The 18,913-nt window shown below is 40.2% G+C and carries 22 protein-coding genes; 9 read left to right on the top strand and 13 right to left on the bottom strand.

Annotated elements, in window-relative coordinates; all coding sequences use genetic code 11:
- Positions 1 to 445: 445 nt before the first annotated feature.
- The 7 genes from QZ407_RS15895 to QZ407_RS15865 form a co-directional block, all read right to left on the bottom strand.
- Positions 446 to 775: a hypothetical protein gene (locus QZ407_RS15895; RefSeq protein ID WP_295772832.1), complete on the bottom strand. Its 330-nt coding sequence runs from the start codon at positions 773 to 775 to the stop codon at positions 446 to 448.
- Positions 776 to 780: 5 nt separating this feature from the next.
- Positions 781 to 912: a hypothetical protein gene (locus QZ407_RS15890; RefSeq protein ID WP_295772830.1), complete on the bottom strand. Its 132-nt coding sequence runs from the start codon at positions 910 to 912 to the stop codon at positions 781 to 783.
- Between the two features lie 9 nt (positions 913 to 921).
- Complete coding sequence (locus QZ407_RS15885) at positions 922 to 1,314, bottom strand: hypothetical protein (RefSeq protein WP_295772828.1); 393 nt, start codon at positions 1,312 to 1,314, stop codon at positions 922 to 924.
- A gap of 285 nt (positions 1,315 to 1,599) precedes the next feature.
- On the bottom strand, positions 1,600 to 2,559 hold the full coding sequence (locus QZ407_RS15880) for a glycoside hydrolase family 43 protein (RefSeq protein ID WP_295772825.1): 960 nt from the start codon (positions 2,557 to 2,559) through the stop codon (positions 1,600 to 1,602).
- Between the two features lie 176 nt (positions 2,560 to 2,735).
- On the bottom strand, positions 2,736 to 4,022 hold the full coding sequence (locus QZ407_RS15875) for a citrate synthase (RefSeq protein ID WP_295772823.1): 1,287 nt from the start codon (positions 4,020 to 4,022) through the stop codon (positions 2,736 to 2,738).
- A 166-nt stretch (positions 4,023 to 4,188) separates the two neighbouring features.
- Positions 4,189 to 4,704, bottom strand: coding sequence for a DUF3347 domain-containing protein (locus QZ407_RS15870; protein WP_295772821.1), 516 nt, complete (start codon positions 4,702 to 4,704; stop codon positions 4,189 to 4,191).
- A 152-nt stretch (positions 4,705 to 4,856) separates the two neighbouring features.
- The gene (locus tag QZ407_RS15865) at positions 4,857 to 5,180 is read right to left on the bottom strand and encodes a hypothetical protein (protein ID WP_295772817.1); all 324 of its coding nucleotides are present in this window, start codon (positions 5,178 to 5,180) and stop codon (positions 4,857 to 4,859) included.
- A gap of 352 nt (positions 5,181 to 5,532) precedes the next feature.
- On the opposite strand from QZ407_RS15865, the gene QZ407_RS15860 reads away from it, so the two are divergent.
- Positions 5,533 to 6,777 (top strand): dicarboxylate/amino acid:cation symporter, encoded by a 1,245-nt coding sequence (locus tag QZ407_RS15860; RefSeq protein WP_295772815.1) that lies wholly within the window; start codon positions 5,533 to 5,535, stop codon positions 6,775 to 6,777.
- A gap of 13 nt (positions 6,778 to 6,790) precedes the next feature.
- On the opposite strand, the gene QZ407_RS15855 is transcribed toward QZ407_RS15860, so the two are convergent.
- A complete protein-coding gene (locus QZ407_RS15855) occupies positions 6,791 to 7,513 on the bottom strand; it encodes a DUF72 domain-containing protein (protein WP_295772813.1) in 723 nt (240 codons plus the stop codon).
- A 153-nt stretch (positions 7,514 to 7,666) separates the two neighbouring features.
- On the opposite strand from QZ407_RS15855, the gene QZ407_RS15850 reads away from it, so the two are divergent.
- Positions 7,667 to 8,143: a DUF4920 domain-containing protein gene (locus tag QZ407_RS15850; protein WP_295772811.1), complete on the top strand. Its 477-nt coding sequence runs from the start codon at positions 7,667 to 7,669 to the stop codon at positions 8,141 to 8,143.
- Between the two features lie 79 nt (positions 8,144 to 8,222).
- Here the strand turns inward: QZ407_RS15850 and QZ407_RS15845 are convergent, their stop codons facing one another.
- Positions 8,223 to 9,272 carry a chitinase gene (locus QZ407_RS15845; protein ID WP_295772810.1) on the bottom strand — a complete coding sequence of 350 codons (1,050 nt, stop codon included), beginning with the start codon at positions 9,270 to 9,272 and terminating at the stop codon, positions 8,223 to 8,225.
- A gap of 84 nt (positions 9,273 to 9,356) precedes the next feature.
- On the opposite strand from QZ407_RS15845, the gene QZ407_RS15840 reads away from it, so the two are divergent.
- The 3 genes from QZ407_RS15840 (at position 9,357) to QZ407_RS15830 (ending at position 10,476) form a co-directional block, all read left to right on the top strand.
- On the top strand, positions 9,357 to 9,905 hold the full coding sequence (locus QZ407_RS15840) for a cob(I)yrinic acid a,c-diamide adenosyltransferase (RefSeq protein ID WP_295772809.1): 549 nt from the start codon (positions 9,357 to 9,359) through the stop codon (positions 9,903 to 9,905).
- A 90-nt stretch (positions 9,906 to 9,995) separates the two neighbouring features.
- Positions 9,996 to 10,217 carry a DUF2795 domain-containing protein gene (locus QZ407_RS15835; RefSeq protein WP_002996718.1) on the top strand — a complete coding sequence of 74 codons (222 nt, stop codon included), beginning with the start codon at positions 9,996 to 9,998 and terminating at the stop codon, positions 10,215 to 10,217.
- Between the two features lie 112 nt (positions 10,218 to 10,329).
- Positions 10,330 to 10,476 (top strand): lmo0937 family membrane protein, encoded by a 147-nt coding sequence (locus tag QZ407_RS15830; RefSeq protein WP_157539381.1) that lies wholly within the window; start codon positions 10,330 to 10,332, stop codon positions 10,474 to 10,476.
- A gap of 67 nt (positions 10,477 to 10,543) precedes the next feature.
- Here the strand turns inward: QZ407_RS15830 and QZ407_RS15825 are convergent, their stop codons facing one another.
- Entirely contained in the window at positions 10,544 to 11,305 is a 762-nt protein-coding gene (locus tag QZ407_RS15825; protein WP_295772806.1) for a 2-C-methyl-D-erythritol 4-phosphate cytidylyltransferase, read from the bottom strand.
- A 69-nt stretch (positions 11,306 to 11,374) separates the two neighbouring features.
- Positions 11,375 to 12,424: a tRNA preQ1(34) S-adenosylmethionine ribosyltransferase-isomerase QueA gene (gene queA / locus QZ407_RS15820; RefSeq protein WP_157539379.1), complete on the bottom strand. Its 1,050-nt coding sequence runs from the start codon at positions 12,422 to 12,424 to the stop codon at positions 11,375 to 11,377.
- 346 nt (positions 12,425 to 12,770) lie between these two features.
- Between queA and QZ407_RS15815 the strand changes: the two genes are divergently transcribed.
- Positions 12,771 to 13,457, top strand: a complete 687-nt coding sequence (locus tag QZ407_RS15815; protein ID WP_295772804.1) for an HAD family hydrolase — start codon at positions 12,771 to 12,773, stop codon at positions 13,455 to 13,457.
- On the top strand, positions 13,457 to 14,086 hold the full coding sequence (locus QZ407_RS15810) for a chloramphenicol acetyltransferase (protein WP_295772802.1): 630 nt from the start codon (positions 13,457 to 13,459) through the stop codon (positions 14,084 to 14,086). The genes QZ407_RS15815 and QZ407_RS15810 overlap by 1 nt, the downstream gene beginning before the upstream one ends.
- A 71-nt stretch (positions 14,087 to 14,157) precedes the next feature.
- On the opposite strand, the gene QZ407_RS15805 is transcribed toward QZ407_RS15810, so the two are convergent.
- Together QZ407_RS15805 and QZ407_RS15800 are read right to left on the bottom strand one after the other, a co-directional pair.
- The gene (locus tag QZ407_RS15805; protein WP_295772800.1) at positions 14,158 to 16,611 is read right to left on the bottom strand and encodes an ABC transporter permease; all 2,454 of its coding nucleotides are present in this window, start codon (positions 16,609 to 16,611) and stop codon (positions 14,158 to 14,160) included.
- Positions 16,612 to 16,746: 135 nt separating this feature from the next.
- A complete protein-coding gene (locus tag QZ407_RS15800; protein WP_295772799.1) occupies positions 16,747 to 17,634 on the bottom strand; it encodes a TraB/GumN family protein in 888 nt (295 codons plus the stop codon).
- A gap of 135 nt (positions 17,635 to 17,769) precedes the next feature.
- Here QZ407_RS15800 and QZ407_RS15795 point away from each other — a divergent pair, with 135 nt between their 5' ends.
- Both QZ407_RS15795 and QZ407_RS15790 read left to right on the top strand, forming a co-directional pair.
- Complete coding sequence (locus tag QZ407_RS15795) at positions 17,770 to 18,042, top strand: hypothetical protein (protein ID WP_295772797.1); 273 nt, start codon at positions 17,770 to 17,772, stop codon at positions 18,040 to 18,042.
- A complete protein-coding gene (locus QZ407_RS15790; protein ID WP_295772795.1) occupies positions 18,039 to 18,800 on the top strand; it encodes an MBL fold metallo-hydrolase in 762 nt (253 codons plus the stop codon). Before QZ407_RS15795 ends, QZ407_RS15790 begins: the two co-directional genes overlap by 4 nt.
- Positions 18,801 to 18,913 lie beyond the last annotated feature (113 nt).

The raw sequence follows: 18,913 nt of genomic DNA, 5'->3' as shown, positions 1-18,913 counted from the left end.
TCATTCCGCTGGAATTGGTATGATGATAGTTCGCCTACTTTTTGGCAGACGGTTTTTATCCTGACGAAACGGCAACGGATTGGTAAGGCAGGTTGTACCGCTTTTGTTCCTCATGAAAAAAGTATTATAACACACCTGTTTGATCGTTAATCACGTTTCATCGATAACCCACAGGTACTTTAATTTGGTACTTAGACGCTTTTACTGTTGCGTAGATTTGTGAGACCTAATGCTTTTATATACCGTTGATTGATAATCAAACGCAAGCCGTGCGCTTAACCAGATATTTTAATTCGTTGTTTTCGGCTATAAAAAACCATATAGGTCCGCCCTCCCAAATAGCGCGGGAAGCCTTTGCCTAAATAGCGAAGGCTTTGCCCGGGTAATGCGGACGCCTATTGTATTGCCCCGTTCGGGCATCTACACCCAAACAGGTAATTTAATGTCAGGCCTTTAGCCTGTTTGGATTAAATGCAACCAAATACTGCTGATCGTTGCTGGCTACAAAATTCATTTCGGTTTTTTTGTCACCAGCCATCAGATTTTTAGACAATATCAACTGCGATTTAACGGTTATAAATAATTCCGCCAGTATTTCGGGCTGCACTTTAGCCGATATGGTTAATTGATACTTTTTCTCCAGCTCCTTTTTTTCTTCATTGGTTGCGCGGCTTACTTCCCAGCCTTCGTTGGCTTTAAAGCCGTTTTCGCGTGCCAAATTATTTAAGTCGTACACGTAAATTTTAGCCTGCATGGTAACCGTCTGGTCTTTCATAATCATTATTTTTTCTTTTTAGTTGTTACAGGTTCTGATACGCTTGATTTACCCGACTGATAATCTGACGGTGTTTTTTTGCCCTCTGTACTTGGCGCCTTTTTGTCGCTCTTCACGGCGTTTTTTCCTTTACTCATGTTATGATGTTATTTGATATTCATTAGTTTTTCTAGCCGCCTGATGTTGGCATCTAAAAGATTAATATTTAAATCTTCATAGTGGCTCACGCGATATGCCTTGAGTTTAGCTATACTTTGCTCTACATCAGCAATCATTGCATTGATGTAAATAAGTGCGCCTGATTTTGCCTTTTCCATGGCTTTGGCTTTAGTGAGATAACCATAAAACATGTTCTCGTCGGTCGGTAGGGAGTATTTAAAATAAGGGATGCTGATAAGTACATCTATAGGTTCGCCTATAGGTAAGCCGCGTTTGAACTGTACAGGTGGTACGCGCATGAAATTATTTGCCGATACCTCTGTAACGATGGTGTCGTTTTTAAAAACGCGGTAATATTTGAAAAAGCTATTTCTTAGCATAACCTGTTTGCGGGATTTTGTAAAGCGTGAAGCTTAAATATCACCGGATCAAAGAGGCAGCAACGTCTAAGTAGAAGGGTATTAATTGTGGCGGTTTATAAAGGTAATATTAATTATCTCATTCACAGCATATTCTTATTATTTATTTATATGCTAGTTACACACGCCCAATATAGTTATACTCAATAGGGGATGTTTTACTGCTTTACTTCAAAGTAAGTAAAATCATTTAAAAATCGCAGCTAAATTCATGAAAGTCATCCGTGTAACATAGTACGGTTATCGTTAAAAAGCCACTTCAGCCTTCCCTGTCATTTTCACAGGCAAAATGTGTCCCTCGCTATCAAATTTCATTTCATCAATACATACCACGCGTTCGTGAGCACTTTTTTTATTAAGCGGACGACGATGGTAAACGATATAGTATTTATTGTCTTTAGCCGAGTGAATGACAGAGTGATGTCCTGCGCCGGTGGCCACAGCTGGGTCTTGTTCTAACACGGTATTGAGGCGCTTAAACGGACCAAAAGGTGAATCGGCAATGGCGTAGGCAACTTTGTAGTCAGGGCCTGTCCAACCACCTTCTGACCACATGAAGTAATACTTTCCGTTGCGAATAAACATGTAAGGACCTTCCACATACTTATCAGGCGTAATTTCTTTGTACAGCGAACCATCGGGCAAGGGTTCAATACCGGTAAAGTCTTTTTTAAGTTTTACCACGTTACAATGGCCCCAGCCACCATAATACATATAGTAAGTGCCATCTTTATCTTTAAAAACAAATTGGTCGATAGGTTGAGCGCCATTTACAATGTCCTGAATGAGTGGTTTGCCTAATAAGTCCTTATACGGACCCTCCGGTTTATTGGCTACCGCAACGCCTATACCGCCAACTTCACCCTTATGTACATCATTGGCGCCAAAAAACAGGTAATACTTTTTATCTTTTTGTAAAACTGCGGGTGCCCACATTGCTCGTTTAGCCCACTTTACAGCGCTTGTATCTACAATCCGTGGGTGCTTTGTCCACGTTTTTAAGTCTTTAGATGAGAAAGCATCCAACAATACCTGGTCTTCATACTTTGCCGAAAACGTAGGAAACACCCAGTAAGTGTCACCATACTTAATGCCTTCGGGGTCGGCGTAGTAGCCATTTATAATAGGATTTTGCTGAGCATACAGGCTGCTGGCTATTAGTAATGCTGATAGTGCGCCGATGGTGTTTTTAATGGTTGGATGCATGTTTGAATAAGTATTACGCTAGTTGTGAAGACAACCTCATTTTTTCAGATCAAAATCGCTTTTAAATTAACGACATCTGCTTTTTATTTCAAAATAACAATGGTTGGTAAATTAATACTTTTTTGAATAAAAAAAGGTTGATATTTCTATCAACCCTTTTGCAAATATGATCGGGCTTAGCGGCCTGAAATATCGGTATAATCACGGTCGGTAGCGCCGGTGTAAATTTGACGCGGGCGGCCAATCGGCTCTTTATTTTCTTTCATTTCTTTCCATTGGGCAATCCATCCCGGCAGGCGGCCAAGGGCAAATAATACAGTAAACATATCAGTTGGGAAGCCCAATGCACGGTAGATAATGCCTGAGTAAAAATCAACGTTAGGGTAAAGCTTGCGCTCAACAAAGTACGGATCTTTCAAAGCAACTTCTTCCAGGCGTTTGGCAATGTCTAAAACCTCATCATTTACGCCTAAGTTCTCAAGTATATCATCACATGCTTTTTTAATGATTTTAGCACGAGGGTCGAAGTTTTTATATACACGGTGACCAAAGCCCATTAACCTGAATGAGTCATTTTTATCTTTTGCTTTGGCAATCCATTTATCAGTATCGCCACCGTCTGCCTTGATTTTCTCCAGCATTTCAATAACAGCCTGGTTAGCACCACCATGTAGCGGCCCCCATAAAGCTGAAATACCGGCAGATATTGATGCATATAAATTAGCATCAGATGAACCTACTATACGAACAGTAGAAGCAGAGCAGTTTTGCTCGTGGTCGGCATGTAAAATAAGCAACTTATTCATGGCACTTATAACCACCGGGTTAACCTCATAATCTTCGGTTGGTTGGCTGAAAGTCATGTACATGAAGTTTGTTACATAATCAAACTTATTTTTAGGGTAGTTAACCGGATGACCCAGAGACTTTTTGTAAATCCATGATACGATGGTGCTCATTTTAGCAATAAGCTTGTGTATCTCTAAATTTACTATCTCAGGGCTTAAACCCGGCTCTAAGCTTTCAGGATTGAAAGCAGCCAAAGCCCCTATAAGGGATGACAACTGACCCATTGGGTGCGATTTGGATGGGAAGCCGTCGAAAAACTTTTTCATGTCCTCATGCACCAATGTATGGCGGTTTATTTCGGCCTGAAAGCTTGCCAATTGTTCGTTGGTTGGCAATTCGCCGTAAATAAGCAGGTAAGCAACTTCAATAAAGCTCGATTTTTCTGCAAGTTGCTCAATCGGATAACCACGATATTTCAGAATGCCTTGTTCACCATCCAAAAATGTAATAGCGCTTTTGGTTGCACCGGTATTTTTATAACCAATATCAAGGGTGATATAGCCTGTTTGATCGCGAAGTTTCGAAATATCAAGAGCTTTTTCGTTCTCTGTGCCTTCTAATACAGGCAAATCATAGGTTTTATCTCCAATTTTTAATTGTGCGTTTTCCGACATAGAAATAATTAGTTGTATCCGTGACAAATGTAATTAATTAAGCCATTAATCATATTTACGGATGCGTTTTATCACTTAAAATTTACCTTAAATCAATACGTGTTATTAATACCAATTTAGAGGCTTGATAGTTTTTAGCTCAAAGGCAAAAAATTATAAAATGGCTTTATTTAATTTCCTCTTTAACCTCGCCGCAATCCATCATATCTTTACCATAGTATGGATTCTTGATTTCCTTTTGTGCCGATAGCCAGTAACCTCCGTTACCCTCATTTGCCATAGGGCAGTAGGCAACATATATAGGTGCTGATTTGGTTTTCAGTCCTTTAACTAATGGAATTACATCCTGGCTTAGTTGTAAAAAGTTTGTACGCTGCGATTTGATATCGTCCGTTTCAGCAATTTTTTTTGATAAACCCTCTGCTTCGTCACACCCTTTTACAGGGCTTAGCGCGGCTGTTAATTTTGTAGCAGCTTGTTGTGCTGCTTTGCCGTCGGTTTGTACAAGAGCATCTTTTACTACTAAATAAGCCTCGTAAACTTTAGCGGTATCATTAGCAGCTACTTCGGTTGATGTTTCAACAGAAGTAACTTCGGTGCTGCTTTCCTGCTTGTGTGATTGATTGCAGGCGCCCAGTAAAGCTGTAACCGCCAACGCACTTATAAAAAAATATTTTTTCATGATAGTTTGTATTGCGTTAAATGCAGGCTAAGGTAGTAATTTGTGTTTAAACGCCAAGTTGGTGTGTAAGCCAAAGAGGTGCTTACAAAAACAAAAAACCCTTCAGTAATGCAACTGAAGGGCCGAACTATTATTAATCATCTATAAAAAAATTACCATCTTCCGTGGCCATGGCCATGACCGTGATCATGTCCATGCCAGTGGCCTCTGCCACGGCCAGGGTTAATAACTACTACTCTGCGTGGGGCCGGACGGTAATAACTACGATGCACAACTACCGGGCGCTCGTAATATACATGCCTTACCGGGCGGTGATATACCACCGGACGATCAACCACCACTACTCTAGGTGCCGGGGCGTAATAAGCCGGGCGACCAATGTTGATACCAATATGTGCGCTTACCTGCGCCTTTGCCGAATCGTTAAATGCTATAAGTGCTACAATAAAAGCTGCAAAAAAGGTTATTCGTTTCATAAGTGTAATTCTTTGTTAGTAATTATGCTCTTCACATTGTTGTTATGATTGATAGACAAGCAGCGTGCCAGAGGGTTTAATTGTTTTTCAGTCGCAAAAGTTGTAAAAGTGTTCAAGGATATCTAACTAATTGAAAAACAATTAAATAATTTGAGAGTAATTGCTCGATTGCACGATAAGCAGTAGTCTGTTTTATTGTTTTAAATCAACTTTACGCAACAATGCACAGCTATATTGTACATCGATTTGCAAAACTTAAATGCAATAATGCAGCTAAGTAACAACCTCATGATTTTGAAGAGTTATTGAATTGTGTTATATGTAATTAGTACTTTTAACCAACAACCAGGGCATGAACAATTTTTATAATAATTATAAAGGCATTATATGGCTTCTAACGGGCATCGTGGCAGGAAGCATTGCAGGCCTTGTTTTAGGTGAGAAGGTAAACGTGCTGAAGCCAATTGGCGATATATTTCTTAATCTTCTTTTTACAGCGGTTATACCACTCGTATTTTTTGCCATATCATCGGCCATTGCAGGTTTGCAGCCAGGTAAAAAGTTGGGTAAAGTGTTGGGCGTAATGGGTGCGGTATTTTTAGGCACCGTGCTTATATCGGCATGTTTAACTATCATGGCGGTGTGGTTTTTTCCCATTCATGAGCAACTAACCAGCGCACCGCTCACCGAACAGGTAAGCAAGCAACCTGTTGGTGATCAAATTACACAGCTATTTACTACGGGCGAGTTTTACCAACTCTTATCAAGACGGAATATGCTTGCCATGATCATTTTCTCAGTAATTATTGGTTTTGCAGCATTACGCAGTGGAGAGAAGGGGATGGCTTTTACGCGTTTCCTGCTAGCGGGTAACGAAGTTTTTAAACAGGTATTTATCATTATTATGAAACTTGGTCCGGTGGGGTTGGGTGCTTACTTTGCTTACCAGGTAGGGGTGTTTGGTCCGCAGTTGTTTGGAGCGTATGCACGTTCATTAGGACTTTATTATGGCGTTGGTGCGTTTTATTATGTTTTTGGGTTCAGCGCATATGCTTTTATAGCAGGAGGAGTGAAGGGGTTTAAAAAGTTTTGGCCTAATAATATAATACCATCTGCAACGGCGATTGGTACATGCAGCAGTATTGCTACCATACCTGCAAACGTTAATGCCGCAAAAGAAATAGGTATACCTGCCGTTATCGCAAATGTTACCATTCCACTAGGATCAACGTTACATAAAGATGGTTCAAGCATATCGTCAATAATTAAAATGGCCGTAGTATTCGCTCTCTTTGGTAAAGGGTTTAACAGCGCCGATGTAATCATACTTGCTTTAGGTATGACTGTTTTGGTAAGCCTTGTTGAAGGCGGAATTCCTAATGGCGGTTATGTAGGTGAGTTGCTGTTTATTGCAGCTTACGGCTTTCCGCCCGAAGCCTTGCCGCCTGCAATGATCATTGGTACACTGGTAGACCCTATGGCAACACTTTTAAACGCAACTGGCGATAATGTTGCAGCCATGCTTATTGCAAGGTTTACCGAAGGAAGTAATTGGATGGATAAAGGCTATGAAGAAAATGAGCCCGAAAATAGTTGATATTGCCACTCGGCTAACTCATATGTGTGAGCTTTTTTAGTTCGAGCGCGTTTTTGATTGCTGCTGCTCCAATATCATTGTTAAAATATATATAACACTTGTTGGCACCGGTTGCCTCAACATGTTTAACCAGTTGTATCAATTCGTTATGCGCGTATTGTGAGGTATAGAGCTGCCGGTTGCCATGTAAACGGTAATATAAATCAGATGTGGTTGCAATTACCTCATCAGGCAAATCAGGATGACTCATCCCGCAAAAACTAATGTTACTTTTTGTAAACTCTTCATAAACTTCAGGAATCCACCAACTGCTATGCCGCAGCTCAACCACGTTATTAAATGATGGATTTAATGAGGTAACAATGCTTTTAAGACGTTCGTCTGAATAAGCAAAGCTTGGCGGCAATTGAAATAGTACAGCTCCCAATTTATTGCTTAATCCATTTGCTATTAATTCGTAAAAGTCATTTACACGTTCATGTATGTCGTTAAATCGTTTGTAATGTGTAATGCCCCTATGCGCTTTCACGGCGAAGGAAAAATCTGCAGGGCTTTCATCGTACCATCTTTTTAATGACAAAGGTTTTGGAAAGCTGTAGAACGTGCCGTTGAGTTCGAGCGTGTTAAAATACTTGCAATAGTGTTCAAACCAATTTTTTTGTGGTAAATCAGCCGGGTAAAACTCACCCTTCCAGTGTTTATAGTAAAACCCCGAGCAGCCTATGTGCCATTTCATGTGATATAGTACTCATGTGCAGTTATATTGGTTTGTAACAAAGTATTTGCATTTGTACTCTTTTTATTGCAGGGCTTGCTGCGCCTCAAAAACATATCAAGCCGACCAAAAGGAAAATAGTTATTATATTTACAGTCAACAACATACTCTTATATGAAAGGATTAAAATTACTCACTGCGGCCCTTTTAATCAGTGCAGCATCATATGCTCAACAAGCTGACATAAAACCTGCCTCACCTGGTGTTACTTACGGTAAGACAATAAATAAGGACAAGGCAATAAGCCTGTCGGCTTTAAATAAAAAGTTTAACCATGATACCGTTTATACCGGCAAAATTAGTGGTAAAGTAACTGAGGTGTGTAAAAAGAAAGGTTGCTTTATGAAACTAAAGCAGGATAACGGTGAAGATATTATGGTTAGGTTTACCGACTATGCTTACTTCATGCCTCAAAATATAGTAGGTAAAAATGTAGTTGTTGAAGGTAAAGCATCAGTAACCGAAACTCCTGTTGAACGCTTGCGCCACTACGCAAAAGACGCAGGTAAAAGCAGCCAAGAAATTGCAAAAATCAACAAGCCTAAAAAAGATATTACCATAATGGCTGATGGCGTTTTGGTCACCGACTGATTTTTAAGAACCATAAACAAAAAATGCTGTAGTTATCTCCTACAGCATTTTTTGTTTATGGTTAAAGATTTGATGATGCTTATTCATTTACACCATACAGGTAAGGCTGCATTTTAGCACACGAGCAGTTTGCAGTATCAGTCACACCTAATTTTTTCAAAAAGAACTGATAAAACTTCATTCGGTCTTTCATGCTGTAATTGTCTTCGCCTTTATTGCACTCCACTTCACCATTTACAATGTTAATGGTCATGCCAAAGCCCGGTGCCCGGCCTTTGGCTTTGTCGGTGGCTTTAGGTTGCCAAACGCCAATCATTACATCATGTGCCGATGGCTTGTGCGTTTGTGGCGTCATCCAAAAGTAAATCGCAGTTTTAAAGGCAAGTACAGCATCGGTTTCAATCAAGTCGGGGTTTTTAAGCAAAATGTTATGGTCGCCTAAAATACAGTCGCCGGCATAACCGTAATTTCCATTGTAACTCAATTGAACCGGGCCACGGCCATAATATTTCTTTCCGGCAACAGGGGGGTACTCATCATTCTCGGCAACGTAAGCTGATGATGTATTCTTCTCATGTATGTACATTAATCCATCGGTGAATGTATCGTCTTCGCCACCCCGTGTTTCATGTGCTATGTGGGCGAAAAATGCGGCCAGTTCTTTCTTGTTCAATGCAGCGTCTTTCTCATTGCAAAATTTGCCGTAATCAACATTATAAGCGCTGTCGGGCTTCATTTTTTTTGCCCAGTCCTCATTCCAGTCAACGTCTTGGCGCACAACTGCGCTTTTTCCTGTAGATCGGTCGGTTCTTACAATCTGGTAAACAGATGTTGCCCGGCGGGTAACTTTTATTTTTATTTGCCCCAGCTCTTCAATGGCCTTTTTAAAAGCGCTGTAAGTATAAAACTTATTACGTTGAGGAAATAGCTCGTTAAACTGTTTTTCGGTAATAAGCTTACTGGCAACTGGTGCTTCATACACCGGTTGCTGCCGGGCATTTTGTTTTTTTTTCTGTGCCGATTTATCAGTATTGCTGCAGCTTAAACACAACAAAGCTATTGCTGCTGCACCTACCGATAACTTTTTTGTGTATTGTGAATATTTGGTGTTTTTTTGCTGAAACCTCATATATGCAGATTGTATAATATGTAAACATCAAAAATTATTCATATTGCATCAAATCATTATTAAATAATTTACAACAACTAATTAATGAAGATATATACTAAAACCGGCGATAAAGGTTTTACCGGACTTATAGGAGGTACGCGTGTTACCAAAGCTCATATACGTATAGAAAGCTATGGTACGGTTGATGAGCTTAATGCTTACCTGGGATTGATTGCCGATCAGGATATTGCCAGCCAACATAAACAATTTATAAAGACAATTCAGGATACCTTGTTTACAGTGGGTGCCTCACTTGCTGCCGACCCTGATAAACCGTACCCTATGTTGCCCGACCTTACTGACAGTGATGTGTTGATACTGGAAGAGAAAATTGACGAAATGGACAAACAATTGCCTGCGCTAAAACATTTCATACTTCCGGGTGGTAGTAACGCTATATCATTTTGCCATGTGGCACGCTGCATTTGCCGCCGTGCCGAACGCATAGTAGTTAGGTTGAGTGAAGAGAGTTTGGTTGATGAATTGGTAATAGTGTACCTGAACCGTTTAAGTGATTACCTTTTTGTGCTGGCCCGGAAAATTGGCAACGAACATGAAATTGCTGAAAACAAATGGCTTCCAAAAACGTAGAACTTTTGAAAAAATAATTTGATAAACCAATCGTAAATACTATATTTTTGCAAAAATTGGAATTTAACCCAAATCATAAATAATAAACATATGTACTGGACCCTTGAACTGGCTTCACATCTGGAAGATGCACCATGGCCTGCTACTAAAGACGAGTTGATTGATTACGCTATCCGTTCGGGTGCACCTGTGGAGGTAATTGAAAATTTGCAAGCTTTAGAAGATGATGGTGAGCCTTATGAAAACATTGAAGAAATCTGGCCCGATTATCCTACAAAGGATGACTTCTTCTTTAACGAAGACGAATATTAAAAAGATTTAAAACCTGCAACAACGCAGGTTTTTTTATTTTATTACAACAATTCGGAATTGTGTTGGTTATTTAAGCAAACAAATACATTATCTAACTAAAAAACACATCACTATGAGAGGCTTATTGTATATCATTGCCGTTATCCTGATTATCGGTTGGTTATTAGGCGCATTCGTTTATAACGTAGGCGGTTTAATTCACATTTTAATTGTTATTGCTGTTATAGCTTTACTATTAGGCATCATCCGCAGGGCATAACTTATTTACTTTAACAAGTAAGTCTGGGCCGTTTGTACTTTGTGCAAACGGCTTTTTTGTTGTTACCCTACTGCTTTAACAATAACTCTGCAATGGCTATATCTTCCGGAAAAGTAATTTTGAAGTTTTGATAGCTGCCTTCAACAATATGTACGGTATGGCCGGCGTATTCCGCTACGCTGGCATCGTCGGTAAAGCTCTCGTGGTACGGATGCTCGTATGAAGCTTTTAGGAGCGATGCTTTAAAGGTTTGAGGTGTTTGCACCAGGTAAATTTCATCGCGCACAAGACTTTGGGTAAAAGGCCCTTTTACCTGCCTTACCGAATCGCGGCTTTTCACTGCCACAACTACTGCTCCCTGTATGCCTGCTTGCTTGTAGGCCGCATCAATTATAATTGGATCAGTAAGCGGTCGTACTGCATCGTGTACGGCCACCAGTGCGTCATCAGGCACTAATTTCAATCCATTTTTAACAGAGTGGAACCGGGTGGGGCCGCCGCTGACTAACTCGTGGGGCATGCTAAAGGCATGTTGATTGCATAACTGTGCCCAGTAATCATGGTGGCTATCGGGCAGTACCACTATCAAATTAGGTGTATATTGGCTTTTGCTAAATGCAAGTAAGGTATGCATTAATACGGGCAAGTTGTTTACCGGTAAAAATTGTTTAGGCACTGCCGATTGCATGCGCGTGCCCGAACCCCCGGCAACAATGATGGCGTAGCTTTTTTGAGCTGGATGATGTAAGTTGTGTGTAATTTGAGGCGCGGCGTGCAGCATGGTATCAAATATGTCAAAAAAAGATGATGAATAAAAAACGCCGTGCATAAGCACAGCGTTTAATTATGTTGAGACAGCAGCATAGCTATAAGCTACAAACCATCAACTGTAAGCTAATTATATAATTAACATGGCATCACCATAGCTGTAAAAGCGGTATTTTTCTTTTACGGCAATTTCGTAAGCATTCATGACATGCTCATAACCACCAAAGGCGCAAATCATCATCAACAGGGTTGATTCAGGTGTGTGAAAATTGGTAATCATTGAGTTAGCAATGCTAAATTCATACGGAGGGAAGATAAACTTGCTGGTCCAGTCGTTAGCAGATTTTAAAGTTTTGTTAGCCGAAACCGCTGACTCGATAGTACGCATTGAAGTGGTGCCAACAGCACATATACGTTTTTTACGCTCAATACCACGGTTTACAATATCAGCTTGTTTTTGCTCAATAATAAATTGCTCCGAATCCATTTTGTGCTTGGTAAGGTCTTCAACCTCCACCTGGCGGAACGTGCCTAAACCAACGTGTAAAGTTACCTCAGCAAACTCAACACCTTTTAATTCCAGGCGTTTCATTAACTCACGGCTAAAGTGCAAACCTGCGGTAGGGGCAGCAACCGCACCTTCATTTTTCGCAAATATAGTTTGGTAGCGTTCTTTATCGTCGGCAGTAGCTTTACGTTTAATGTATTTAGGAAGTGGGGTTTCGCCTAAGATTTCAACATTACGGCGAAATTCCTCGTCGGTACCGTCAAATAAAAAGCGGATGGTGCGGCCACGTGATGTAGTATTGTCAACTACCTCGGCAACCAAAAGGTCATCGTCGCCAAAGTATAACTTGTTACCAACACGAATTTTACGAGCCGGATCAACCAAAACGTCCCAAAGGCGTAGCTCTTTGTTAAGCTCGCGCAGCAGGAAAACCTCAATAGTAGCACCGGTTTTTTCCTTGTTACCGTACATACGGGCAGGGAAAACTTTGGTGTTATTGAGAATCATAACATCCTGATCGTCAAAGTAATCCAAAACATCCTTAAATATCTTGTGCTCAATTTTACCAGAGTCGCGGTGCAACACCATCAGGCGGGATTCATCACGAACGTCAGACGGGTTGTGAGCAATCAATGATTCGGGAAGATTGAACTTAAATTGAGATAATTTCATATTTTATACAAATAGAATTTTAGGGCGCAAATGTACGCATTTATTTGTGTATATGTCAACGTTTTAAGCGTTGCATTGTGTCGGGGTAAAGTAAATTAAAAAGATTGGTGCTTGAAACACTGTTCGGAATAGGGTGGAAATAAGAAAACCGGATCTCGCATCCGGTTTTCTAGATCTAATAATTTACTTATGAAAACAACAACCCAAGATTGTTGCTTCAGTTACAAAAATATTCTATAAAGTTTTACGAGTCAAGTTTTTTAACATTTAGTTACTTATATCACATCGTAACTTTCTTGTTAATGAAAGGTATTTTTGAGCATCTTTGTGCTCTATACCTGCTAAAATGAACGTTAAGGTTATTGCATTTGATGCTGATGATACACTTTGGGTTAACGAGCCGTATTTCAGGCAAACCGAGGAAAAATTTTGCAGCCTGTTTAGTGAGTTTATGCCTCAACATAGTTTGGAACGTGAGCTTTTAAAGACGGAAATAAGCAATCTTAGTCTTTACGGTTATGGCATAAAGGGCTTTGTACTGTCAATGGTTGAAACCGCGCTCAGCGTAACTGCCGGGCAAATAAGTGTAGAGGCTATTGGCCGCATATTGAATCTTGGGAAGGAGATGCTTAACCAACCCATTGAGTTAATTGATGGTGTTGAGGAAGTGCTTCAGTCTTTACAAAACAAGTACCGATTGGTGGTTGCTACAAAAGGCGATTTGTTAGATCAGGAACGGAAATTGAAAAAATCGGGCTTAAGCGGGTATTTCCATCACATTGAAGTAATGTCGGAAAAGGACGATGCCAGTTACCTCAAACTGATTAAGCATCTTGATATTCAACCGCAGGAATTGCTCATGATTGGTAACTCGCTCAAGTCTGACATTATACCGGTACTCAACATAGGCGCACACGCCGTGCATGTACCGTTTCATATTACCTGGGTACACGAAATGGTTGAGAGCCAGGTTGAGCATCCTAACTTTAAAAGCGTTAATTCTATTACCGAAATTCTACAATATATCAATTGATGAAACACCTACTTGATCTTGATAAATGGCCGCGTAAGCAACACTTTGAATTTTTTAAACAATTTGAAGAGCCCTTTTACGGTGTAACAGTAAACGTTGATTTAACACTGGCATATGAGCATGCAAAATCTGCAGGAATCTCATTGTTCATTTACTATTTGTACCAGGCGTTAGGAGCTGCAAACATGGTTACGCCGTTTCGGTACCGTATAGAAAACGATGAAGTGGTAGTATATGATGAGGTGCATGCTTCGGCAACCATTAACAGGCCCGATAGTACATTTGGCTTTTCACATATTGACTATCATCCATCGTTTGAAAGGTTTTTAGAAGGTGCCGAATTAGAAATAGGGCGTGTACAAAGCACAACCGAATTATTTCCTCCAAGGGGAGGAAACGATGTGTTACACTTTTCGGCCTTGCCATGGATCAACTTTACGTCCCTTTCACATGCGCGCTCTTTCAGCCGGAATGATAGTGTACCTAAAGTGAGTTTTGGCCGCATAACCGATATTGACGGTCAAAAAATTATGGCGGTATCTATCCACGTGCATCACGCACTAATGGATGGCCTGCACGTTGGGCAGTACATACAGGTGTATCAGGATTTGCTTAACGGCGGTCTTTAATGTGAATAATTAAAAACTTAAGTGAATGCATAACCTGGTTATGCATTCACTTAAGTTCCGGTTTTTTGTTCTTATTCGCTTCTTAAGCTTTTAACCGGGTTGGCAAGTGCAGCTTTAACAGTCTGCATACTCATTGTGATTATTGCTATTGAAACAGTGAGTATTATAGCTCCGCCAAATATCCACCAGCTAATTGGTGTATGATAGGCAAAGCGCTGCAACCACTGATGCATGGCGTACCAGCCAATTGGCAACGAAATAATGAACGCTATCACAATCAGTTTTACAAAATCGGCGCTTAAAAGCGTTACAATTTGGGTTACCGAAGCACCTAAAACTTTGCGAACGCCAATTTCTTTTATGCGTTGGTTGGTGCTATGTATTGCCAAACCCAACAAACCCATGCAGCTTATTAGTACTGATAGCGCGGTTGCCCAGTTAAGTAATTTAGCAGTGTCTTGTTCGGCTTTGTAAAACCTCGCTACGCTTTCGTCAATAAAGGTGTAACTAAACTCTTCATCCGGATACAATTGTTTAAACATATCCTGCATTTGCTCAATTGACTTTGACCACGATTTGCCTTGTTGTGGCTGTAATGCAACGTGCACATTGTTATAGTTCATACGATTGTTGAGAATGACGGCTACGGGTTTTATGGCTGTGTGTAATGATTTTTGATAAAAATCTTTTACCACGCCAACCACCGGTACTTTCTTATCATTATAATCAATCATAACTCCGGTAGCTTTGCGGGCATCTTTAAAGCCTAGTGTATGCGCGTAAGTTTCATTGATAACAAATGCTTTTGAAGCACTGTCACGCAGTTCAAGTTTTCTACCGGCCAACAAGCGGAGCTGATATACGTCAATATAATTTTCATCGCCGTTTTTAAGAAACACCTCAGTCTCCGTTTCCTTCTTACCATCTTTATATTGCATATAGCTGCTCCAGGTACCGCTTGCCGATGGGGCAGGGCCGCCCACCGCAACTAGTTTTACCTGTGGCAGCGCCTGGATTTTTTTGGCTAATAGTTCCTTTTTATTTGATGCTGATTGTTTCCAGGGTGTGCTTATGTATAATATGGCATCCTTTGAAAAGCCAAGATCTTTATTTAATACATAACTAATTTGGCTGCCAACCATCAGCGTAGCCATAATGAAAAACTGGGCTATTACAAATTGGGTAACTGTAAGCGTTTTGCGTAAGTAAGTACCGCGGGTTTTGCCGTTTGCCTCATGCCCCTTTAACACGTGTACTGGTTTAAAGGATGACAGCATGATTGCTGGATATAAGCCTGAGGCAAGTGATATGACGATAAGCAACATCAATACAAACACAAATACTTCTCGCGTAAAAAGCATGCTGTAAGAAATCTCTTTGGGAATAAAATCACCAAAAAGTTGCAGCAGGTAGTAAGCTATCAAGGCCGATACCAACGTTGCAATAACGGTAAGCACAAACGTTTCGGTTAAAAACTGCCCTATAAGCTGCTGCCGTGTGCCACCAATTGTTTTACGTACACCAATTTCTTTAGAGCGCTGTACAGATTGAGCTGTAGTAAGATTGATGAAGTTTATACAACCCAGCGCAAGCAAAAAGGCTGCTACACCAAGCAAACTGTACAGTACAGTTTTATTAGCCTGGCGCCCGTCAAAAGCATCATACCTGCTATTAAAATGTATGTCGTTTAACGGTTGTAAATCAAACTCATGAGTTTGGCCTGAACTGCTGTACTTCTTGTCGCGGTTTTTTTCATATAGCGCATTAATTTGTTTTTTGATGAGAGCTATTGATGCGTCTTTTCTTATCTTGATAAGTAGTTGATTTGATGAAGATGTATTGCCCCAATTTAAATTGGTGTATTCTTCAATCATGCGTTTATGCGTGTCTGCCGTTTTCAAACTTATAAAGTCGTGAAAAACAAAGTCGGTTTTTACCTGCAGGTCTTCAACAACGCCTGCAACTGTGGTACGCAATGTATCTTCATAAATTACCTGCTTGCCCATCATGGCTGCGTAGCTCAAATTCGGAAAGTATAGTTTAGCCTGTTTAGCAGTAAGGACTACCTGATTTGGGGCTTTAAACGCCTGAGCCCGCGCGCCGGCCAACCACTTGTAATTTAGCAGGTCAAAGTATGAGCCATCGGTAACTACAATATGCTGCTGTTTTTTTATGGTTTTAGGCGTGCCGTTAGCACTGTCAACAGTTACTTTTCCTTCATAGCCATAACCGTAAAAAGGAGCAACCACATCAACGCCGGTTACCCCGGCCTTCACGGCAGGCCCTAACGGCACCGGTACACCTGAATTGAAATTTTCTTCGCCCTGGTATGAAAAGTTTGATACCACCCGGTAAATACGTTCATCATCTGCCTGTAGCTTGTTGAAACTAAAGTCGTAACTTACTATCAGGTAAATAACCATAGCAGCGCTTATGCCAATGGCTAATCCAATAACATTTATAATACTAAATACCTTTTGCTTCAGTAAGCTACGTATAGCAGTTTTAAAGTAGTTTTTAAACATGGTGTAGGGTTAACGTTATACAAAATATATGATAACATTATGCCAAGTATTTATATTGTTGGTTATCAGTAAGTTGTTTCTTATTTAATGCTGTGAGCGTTCGATAGCGTACACCTGTTGTTCGCTCCCGGCACGCTATTTTACCTTCTCGAAGACAAATGGGACGTTCTTCAATATATAGCCTTTCGCTTTTAATAACATAATTAAGCCATCCTTTCCACCTAAATGGCCACTGCCAACCGCTATCATCGTACTTTGCTTACCTAAAACCTTATCTATGCGATTGGCCATAGTTATATTCCGTTTTACCAATAACGCTTCGTTAAAACTGGCATCAATAGGTGCATTGTTATTTAATTCTGTTAAAAGGTTTTCAATGTCTTGCTTAACGTAAATTTCAGTAAGCTTTTTAACAAGCTCGTCAGCTGTTGTATAGCTTTTAATAAACTCCTGCATCATTTGTACTTGTTTAGCAATTGATACCGCATCTAAGGCCTGCATTTGTTCGGCAACGGTTTCCAGGCCGCCTACGCTATCTTTTAAAGAAACTGCACGTTTTTGCATTTCCATATCAATGGTAACGGCTTTGCCATTGTTAAGCAGGAGAGTTGTTAAAAATAATGGTTTAAATTTATACAGCATTGGCCCCATACCCTGCATCATGGGTGAGGTTTTTGTAATGTCTTTTAGTTTGTCCAAAGTGGTTGCGTCAAATAATTTATCAAGTTGCTGCGTGCTGTCTTTGATCATAATGTGGGGCAGCATTTCGGCAGGGTTAATTTTACTGAAGTCAAGCTCAAAATAAACTTTTTTGGTTTGGGTAAGCTTATTCATTACCGCATCGGGCAGGCGATAAAGGGTAGTATCAAACAAATGAATGGTACCAAAAAGGTAAGTTGGTTGGGTAATGTTTTTACCGGTTATTTGCCAAAGCAATCCTTTTTGTTGTGCATGAGCACTGGCTGAAAGCAATAATGCGGTAGTAAGGCAGAAGAGTTTACTGATAAGGTATAAGTGTTTCATTTGAGTTGGTTTAATATATTATACACAATGGTTGCTGATAGGCGTAAATATACATTTAAGGTAAATTTATGTAGTAATGTACCAGAAAGGGCAAATTCTTACCAAATAGCAATACTTTTATTACTTTTGATTTTAATGCTTACCAATACAAATCATACCCTTGAAAAGCTTGAAAACTTGTTGAAGGCTGCCGAGTACAAAGTAAGGTACGAGAAGGGTAACTTTAAAACTAATGCCTGCCTGTTGCAAAACAGCCGCATGATTGTGGTAAATAAGTTTTCAAACCTCGAAAGTAAGATACAAGCCGTAACCGAGCTGATAAGGCAGTTGGAGATTGATGTAAAGCGGCTTGACGATAAGCAATTAGGATTATTAAATCAAATTAAACAAACCGAACTGGAGCTGTGATTATTACTTTTTTAGGAACAGGAACATCACAGGGCGTACCTATTATTGCCTGCGATTGTGAGGTGTGTACCTCCACTGATAAGCATGATAAACGCTTACGCAGCTCTATTATGATTGAAGCGGAGGGAAAGGTTATTGTTATTGATAGCGGACCTGATTTTCGTTACCAAATGCTGCGCGAAGGAGTAAAGCATCTGGATGCCATTGTATATACTCATGAGCATAAGGATCATACTGCAGGTTTGGATGATGTAAGGGCATTTAATTTTGTTCAGCAGGCTCCTATGGATATTTACGCAACCGAAAGGGTGCAGCAATCACTTAAGCAGGAATTTGCTTACATTTTTGCTTCATTTAAATATCCGGGAATACCGCAGCTCAACCTACATACTATAAGTGACAAACCCTTTAATATTGGCCAGGTTAACTTTACACCTATTGAGGTAATGCATTACCGCTTACCGGTGCTTGGCTTCCGTATTGATGATTTCACATATCTAACTGATGCCAAAACAGTAACACCGGCTGAGGTTGAAAAAATTAGGGGTACAAAAATATTAGTTATAAATGCATTGCAAAAGCAGCCTCACATATCGCACTTTACTTTTGATGAAGCTATTGCCTTTGCAAAAATGATTGGTGCCGAACAGACTTATTTTACGCACATAAGTCATAGATTGGGCAAATATGCTGATGTGTCACAAGAACTGCCTGAAGGAATTAAGCTTGCCTATGATGGACTCAAGATAACATGCTAATGTGATTGAGGTGTGTATCACACCTCAATCACATTTTGTACGGTTAATAAATCGTAAGGGGCATGTTATTTCGTTCTGCCTTTCTTTGCCACTGGCGCCTTTGGCATTTTTGC

The sequence above is a fragment of the uncultured Mucilaginibacter sp. genome (assembly GCF_913773635.1).
In the GTDB taxonomy this organism is placed as follows: Bacteria; Bacteroidota; Bacteroidia; order Sphingobacteriales; family Sphingobacteriaceae; genus Mucilaginibacter.
This window is presented reverse-complemented; position numbering and strand designations above follow the sequence as displayed.

What these genes read in the sequence shown, in the direction of transcription:
- QZ407_RS15895 (WP_295772832.1), bottom strand. Translation starts at nt 775, where the DNA reads ATGAAAGACCAGACGGTTACCATGCAGGCTAAAATTTACGTGTACGAC.
- QZ407_RS15890 (WP_295772830.1), bottom strand. Translation starts at nt 912, where the DNA reads ATGAGTAAAGGAAAAAACGCCGTGAAGAGCGACAAAAAGGCGCCAAGT.
- QZ407_RS15885 (WP_295772828.1), bottom strand. Translation starts at nt 1,314, where the DNA reads ATGCTAAGAAATAGCTTTTTCAAATATTACCGCGTTTTTAAAAACGAC.
- QZ407_RS15880 (WP_295772825.1), bottom strand. Translation starts at nt 2,559, where the DNA reads ATGCATCCAACCATTAAAAACACCATCGGCGCACTATCAGCATTACTA.
- QZ407_RS15875 (WP_295772823.1), bottom strand. Translation starts at nt 4,022, where the DNA reads ATGTCGGAAAACGCACAATTAAAAATTGGAGATAAAACCTATGATTTG.
- QZ407_RS15870 (WP_295772821.1), bottom strand. Translation starts at nt 4,704, where the DNA reads ATGAAAAAATATTTTTTTATAAGTGCGTTGGCGGTTACAGCTTTACTG.
- QZ407_RS15865 (WP_295772817.1), bottom strand. Translation starts at nt 5,180, where the DNA reads ATGAAACGAATAACCTTTTTTGCAGCTTTTATTGTAGCACTTATAGCA.
- QZ407_RS15860 (WP_295772815.1), top strand. Translation starts at nt 5,533, where the DNA reads ATGAACAATTTTTATAATAATTATAAAGGCATTATATGGCTTCTAACG.
- QZ407_RS15855 (WP_295772813.1), bottom strand. Translation starts at nt 7,513, where the DNA reads ATGAAATGGCACATAGGCTGCTCGGGGTTTTACTATAAACACTGGAAG.
- QZ407_RS15850 (WP_295772811.1), top strand. Translation starts at nt 7,667, where the DNA reads ATGAAAGGATTAAAATTACTCACTGCGGCCCTTTTAATCAGTGCAGCA.
- QZ407_RS15845 (WP_295772810.1), bottom strand. Translation starts at nt 9,272, where the DNA reads ATGAGGTTTCAGCAAAAAAACACCAAATATTCACAATACACAAAAAAG.
- QZ407_RS15840 (WP_295772809.1), top strand. Translation starts at nt 9,357, where the DNA reads ATGAAGATATATACTAAAACCGGCGATAAAGGTTTTACCGGACTTATA.
- QZ407_RS15835 (WP_002996718.1), top strand. Translation starts at nt 9,996, where the DNA reads ATGTACTGGACCCTTGAACTGGCTTCACATCTGGAAGATGCACCATGG.
- QZ407_RS15830 (WP_157539381.1), top strand. Translation starts at nt 10,330, where the DNA reads ATGAGAGGCTTATTGTATATCATTGCCGTTATCCTGATTATCGGTTGG.
- QZ407_RS15825 (WP_295772806.1), bottom strand. Translation starts at nt 11,305, where the DNA reads ATGCACGGCGTTTTTTATTCATCATCTTTTTTTGACATATTTGATACC.
- queA (WP_157539379.1), bottom strand. Translation starts at nt 12,424, where the DNA reads ATGAAATTATCTCAATTTAAGTTCAATCTTCCCGAATCATTGATTGCT.
- QZ407_RS15815 (WP_295772804.1), top strand. Translation starts at nt 12,771, where the DNA reads ATGAACGTTAAGGTTATTGCATTTGATGCTGATGATACACTTTGGGTT.
- QZ407_RS15810 (WP_295772802.1), top strand. Translation starts at nt 13,457, where the DNA reads ATGAAACACCTACTTGATCTTGATAAATGGCCGCGTAAGCAACACTTT.
- QZ407_RS15805 (WP_295772800.1), bottom strand. Translation starts at nt 16,611, where the DNA reads ATGTTTAAAAACTACTTTAAAACTGCTATACGTAGCTTACTGAAGCAA.
- QZ407_RS15800 (WP_295772799.1), bottom strand. Translation starts at nt 17,634, where the DNA reads ATGAAACACTTATACCTTATCAGTAAACTCTTCTGCCTTACTACCGCA.
- QZ407_RS15795 (WP_295772797.1), top strand. Translation starts at nt 17,770, where the DNA reads ATGCTTACCAATACAAATCATACCCTTGAAAAGCTTGAAAACTTGTTG.